The 5,065-nt window shown below is 59.7% G+C and carries 6 protein-coding genes and 3 pseudogenes; all 9 read left to right on the forward strand.

Annotated features, from left to right (window positions below; genetic code table 11):
- Nucleotides 1-141: IS3 family transposase (locus tag CSE6_RS25815; protein WP_152668678.1), on the forward strand; the 141-nt coding region annotated here is incomplete at its 5' end.
- A 234-nt stretch (nt 142-375) separates the two neighbouring features.
- Nucleotides 376-1,047: an isochorismatase family protein gene (locus tag CSE6_RS25820; protein ID WP_059441884.1), complete on the forward strand. Its 672-nt coding sequence runs from the start codon at nt 376-378 to the stop codon at nt 1,045-1,047.
- Between the two features lie 76 nt (nt 1,048-1,123).
- Entirely contained in the window at nt 1,124-2,101 is a 978-nt protein-coding gene (locus tag CSE6_RS25825) for a tripartite tricarboxylate transporter substrate binding protein (RefSeq protein ID WP_193751185.1), read from the forward strand.
- 103 nt (nt 2,102-2,204) lie between these two features.
- Nucleotides 2,205-3,131: a LysR family transcriptional regulator gene (locus tag CSE6_RS25830; protein ID WP_059441886.1), complete on the forward strand. Its 927-nt coding sequence runs from the start codon at nt 2,205-2,207 to the stop codon at nt 3,129-3,131.
- 97 nt (nt 3,132-3,228) lie between these two features.
- Nucleotides 3,229-3,575: pseudogene (locus CSE6_RS25835) on the forward strand (transposase); the annotation flags it as partial.
- A pseudogene (locus CSE6_RS26655) lies at nt 3,569-3,670 on the forward strand (IS3 family transposase); the annotation flags it as partial. The pseudogenes CSE6_RS25835 and CSE6_RS26655, both read left to right, overlap by 7 nt.
- A 257-nt stretch (nt 3,671-3,927) precedes the next feature.
- Nucleotides 3,928-4,287: a transposase gene (locus CSE6_RS25840; protein ID WP_059441888.1), complete on the forward strand. Its 360-nt coding sequence runs from the start codon at nt 3,928-3,930 to the stop codon at nt 4,285-4,287.
- On the forward strand, nt 4,284-4,625 hold the full coding sequence (gene tnpB / locus CSE6_RS25845) for an IS66 family insertion sequence element accessory protein TnpB (RefSeq protein WP_011798487.1): 342 nt from the start codon (nt 4,284-4,286) through the stop codon (nt 4,623-4,625). The genes CSE6_RS25840 and tnpB overlap by 4 nt, the downstream gene beginning before the upstream one ends.
- Nucleotides 4,626-4,695: 70 nt before the next feature.
- Nucleotides 4,696-5,065: pseudogene (locus CSE6_RS25850) on the forward strand (IS66 family transposase); the annotation flags it as partial.

Genomic DNA, 5,065 nt, shown 5'->3' on the forward strand with positions numbered 1-5,065 from the left:
GACTGGAAGAGCCCCACCGTTGAGCAATTCTTTGAGGTGGTCGATTCCTACATCCGCTGGTACAACGAGAAGCGGATCAAGATCTCTCTCAGCTCTCTCAGCCCCATTGAATACCGTGTGAGCCTAGGGCTAGGGGCATAAAACCAGTCCAATTTTTTATCCGCACCCCCCAAGGAATACCGTATCTCTTGACAGCGTGAGAAGTCCCTGTAGGGGCAAGGTCACAAGTTTGGCGGCGGCCACGGGCCATCCCAGCGCGGATACCGGCCCCAGGCCCGCGTAACCAAAAAATGTCTGGCTCCTAAACACAATCTGTCTTGGACAGCATGGAAGTCACGATGCTGTAATAGTTTCACTTCAACAGCACCGTTTGACATGACCACCACGCCCCCCTCCCCTGTTTCCGATGCCGAGTTTTTTCACGAGCGCGGGTTCGGGTTTCCCATTGGTTTTGGCGCCAGACCGGTGCTGCTGGTGGTGGACCTGACCAAGGGTTTTACCGATGCGAACCGCCCGCTGGGCGCAGACCTGACAACGCAGATCAGGGCGACGAATGCCTTGCTGGATATCGCGCACCAGAAAGACATCCAGGTCATTTTTACGAGTGTGCGTTATGACGATGCACAGCTGCGCGATGCGGGTGTCTGGGCGCTCAAGCAAAAAGGCACGGCCAGCCTGATGGCGGCGGGTGACGGGCATGAAGTGGACCCGCGGCTGGCTATGGGGCCGCGTGATGCCTTGATATACAAAAAATATGCGTCCTGCTTTTTTGGAACGGACCTGGTTTCACGGCTAGTCAGCGCGAGGGCCGACACGCTGATCATTGTGGGCACGTCGACCAGCGGCTGTGTGCGGGCCAGCGCGGTGGATGCGTGCCAGAACGGCTTCCGGCCCATGGTGGTTCGCGAGGCGGTAGGCGACCGTTCTGTGGCGGCGCACGACCAGAGCCTGTTCGACCTGCAGGCCAAGTATGCCGACGTGGTGTCGCTGGAGGCCACGCTGGCGTATTTGCGCACCATCGAGGCCCCGGTAACTCTGGCTGCATAAAGCGGCGTTTTTTCCTCTTCTTCTTCATTCTTCTTCTACAACTACCTTCCACTTTTTTTCTTTCAGAGGTATGTGTATGCACCCCATGATCCAGAAAACGCTCTTCCTGTTGTGCGCGGGCATTCTGGCCGCAACGCAAGCGACGGCGGCCGACCCCTATCCCGACCATCCTGTCCGTATCATCGACGGCTATTCCGCGGGCGGCGGCACGGACTATGTGGCGCGCTACCTGGCCTCGAAGATGGACGCGGATTTCGGCGGCAGCGTGATTGTGGAAAACCGCCCGGGTGCGAGCGGCCAGATCGGCATGAGTTATGTGGCGAAGTCCAAGCCGGACGGCTACACGCTGATGGTGATCCCGAATGAGCTGTGGTCTGTCGCGCCGCTGCTGTACAAGCGCCTGCCTTTCAACGTGGACCGCGAGCTGACGCCGGTGGCAACCCTGGCCGACATCCCGCTGGTGCTGACGGTGAGCGCCAAGGTGGCGGCGAAGACGGTTCCGGAACTGATTGCGTATGCGAAAGCCAACCCGGGCAAGCTGACCTTCGGCACGGCCGGCGCCGGAACCACGCACCACCTCGCGGCGGAGCTGTTCAAGACCATGGCCAAGGTAGACATGGTGCATGTGCCTTACAAGGGCACCTCGCTGGCCGTGAACGATTTGCTGGCGGGCCAGATCGACATGGTGTTCTCGCCGATCACGGCCGTGCTGCAGCACATCAAATCTGGCAAACTGAAGGCCCTGGGCGTGACCACGAAAAAACGCGTGTCCGCCCTGCCCGACACGCCGACGATTGCCGAATCCGGCCTGCCGGGTTATGAAGGCAGCGTGTGGGTGTTCTTGGTGGCGCCAAACGGCACACCCAATGAAGTGATTGAAAAGTGGATTGCACAAGCCAAAAAAGTTTTCTCGACCGAAGAAGCCCGCAAAATCCTGGCGGTGCAGGGCGTGGAGCCGCTGAGCCTGACGCGGGACGAGATCAAGCAGCGCAACAAGGAAGACTCGGCGCGCTGGGAAAAAGTGATAAACGACGCGAAAATCAGCATCGAATAAGTGCTGCGCTGTTCCGGCTGAAGGACGCATGGGATTCCATGACGTCCTTTTTTCGTTTTTTCTTTGCTGTGAATTTTTCGGCTGAATACAGGGGACAGGCTTCTTGAACCTCAAGCAACTCCGCTATTTTGTGACCGCGGTGGACCTGTGCAACATTACACGCGCCGCCAAAAAGCTGCATGTGGCGCAGCCGGCGCTGGGCCTGCACATACGCGAGCTGGAAGCGGAGCTGGGAGTGACCCTGCTGCACCGGCATTCGCGCGGTGTGGAGCCCACCGTGGCCGGCCAGCTGCTTTACAGCCGGGCCAACCTGATCTTTGAGCAGCTGGAGCAGACGCGCAAAGACGTGACCCAGCTTCACAACGCCGCGCGGGAGCCGGTGTCGCTGGGGCTGACGACCAGCCTCACGCTGCTAGTGGGCACCCACCTCCAGCTCATGGCCGAGCGTGATTTTGACGACCTGGCCTTCAGCCTGGTGGAAGGGCCCAGCTTTTTCCTGGCCGACGCGATAGAGCGCGAAGAGCTCGACGTGGCCCTGGCCTACGAAATAGAGCCGCGCCCCAAGCTGCTGCTAACGGCGGTGATGGAGGAAGAGATTCTTTTCGTCACCGCGGCCGGCAAGAAAAAAGCCCCGGCGGAGATTGCGATGGAGGAGGTCTTGAACAGCAAGCTCGCGCTGGGCTCGCGAAGGGACATCGGCCGCCGCATCCTGTCGCGTGCCGCGGGTGTGCCGCTGGCCGACCTGAAGGTCGCGTATGAGGTCCAGTCGATCGCCGCGATCCGGGACCTTGTGCTGCAGGGCGAAGCCAGCAGCATCATGCCCTATGGCTCGGTCGCCCGGGAACTTGAATCTGGGCGCCTGGTGGCCAAACGCATCTCGGGATTCCCGCTCAAATCGACGCTGTACATCGTGCGGCGGACCCATTCGGGGAATGAAAAAAGCTGGGAGGCGCACGGCCTAGACCGGCTGCTGGACCGCACTATCGCCATGGTGACGGAGAAGCTGGGGCCTTACGGCATGCGGCTATAGGGTTCTGAAAATCATCTAGCCGGCAACCTGCCCCCATGGGCTGCTGCCGGTTTCGTAGACACCTTGTTAAGGTGTGAAGGTGAAACCGGAGATGGTTATGGAAAAGAAACGGCAATTCAGCCGAGAATTCAAACTGAAAGCTGTAAAGCTGGTCAAAAATCGAGGTGTGCCAGTGGCGCAGGCTGCACGAGACCTTGATGTTCACGAGAACGCACTACGCATATGGATACGCGAACTGGCGGCTGACCCGCAGCAGGCTTTTCCTGGCCAAGGCGTGATGAAGCCCGAGCAGGCCGAAATTGAGCGCCTCAAGAGGGAAAACGCCAAGCTCAGGATGGAGCCCGACCTGGTGAAAAAAGCGGCGGCCTACTTTGCAAGGCAGGCGTTGTGAAGTTCGGCTTTATGGCGAAACACCGAGGAGTCTGGCCGATGGTGATGATGTGTTCGATTACATCAAGAGGTTCTACAACCCGACCCGGCGCCATTCGACGCTTGGCTACGTCAGTCCCATACAGTTCGAGAAAGCTCAAGAAGCTTAGGCCGGTGTCCACAGAACCGGCAGCAGCCCACTGAGTAATCCAAGAATTCCTCCGCACCCCCTATTTTCAAAGAGGATATTGACATGCCAACGGAGTTACTTCAAAAAATTTCAATTAGCCCACTGCCGATGAGGATGCGCGACATTGAAAGCATTGACAAGTTGAGAGTCCTACAGTATGCGGCTAGGCATCACATATTGAATCAGTAGCGTAGCCAGGCGACGATGGTGCCCACCAAGAACTCAAGTGGACACCTCATGGAACACTCCAAAACGCTTGCCCGACGGCCTCACAGCGAGGCGTTCAGGACGCAAGTTTTGAGCGAATGCAGCCAGCCAGGCGCTTCCGTCGCAGCGATCGCACTGGCCCATGGGCTTAACGCCAATCTCGTGCATAAATGGCGCCGCAAGGCCCGCCAGGCGCCGGCGGACGGCACGCGGCAACGGCCCGAATGTGCCGGCTTCGTTGCACTGGCCTTGCCCTGTGCACAGCAGGCCGCACCCGCGCTGCCGGACATTCATATGGAGCTGCGCCGAGGCGCTGCCACTATTGAAGTGCGCTGGCCCGTTGCCGCCGCGGCAGAGTGCGCGGCCTGGCTACGCGAGTGGCTGCGATGATCCGCATCGACGCGCTGTGGCTGGCAACGGCTCCCATCGACATGCGCATGGGAACGGAGCGCTTGCTGGCCCGGGTGGTGCAGGTGTTCGGGGTTGCCCAGGCCCACCATGGATACCTGTTTGCCAACGCCCGTGGCAACCGCATCAAACTACTGCTGCACGATGGCTTCGGCCTGTGGTGTGCTGCGCGCCGGCTCAATCAGGGTGGTTTTGAATGGCCACGCGGTGGTGCCGATATGGCGACATCCATCACATTGACCAAGCCGCAATTCGATGCGCTGGTGCTCGGCCTTCCCTGGAGTCGGCTGGAACAAATGCAGACCATTACGCACTTGTGACGACTGTGGCGCAGGGCAATTGGCAGATGCCCTAGTTCCAATCGCTGTGCGCCTTTTGCACAATGACAGCATGCTCAACGTGCACACCCTCAGCGCTCAGGACTTCGTCGGTCTGGGCCCTGAGGCCGCTGCAGCGTTGGCGGCCAAGGTCCTCCAGCACATTGGCCAGCAAAGCCAGCAAATTGACTCGCAGGCGAAGGCCATCGAGTTCAAGGAAGCGCGTATCCAGAGCATCCTGTTTGAGCTGCGCCGCCTGAAGGCTTGGCGCTTTGATGCCAAGACCGAGCGCATGAATGCCGAGCAGCGCCAGTTGTTTGAAGAAACGCTGGCGGCCGACCAGGCGGATCTGGAAGCACAACTTGCAGCACTGAAGGCGGCCGCCAAGGATCGTGGCGACACGGCAGACACCGAGCATGACACCCGCCGCAAGCCCAAACGTC

Source organism: Comamonas sp. E6, from assembly GCF_001010305.1.
In the GTDB taxonomy this organism is placed as follows: Bacteria; Pseudomonadota; Gammaproteobacteria; order Burkholderiales; family Burkholderiaceae_C; genus Comamonas; species Comamonas thiooxydans.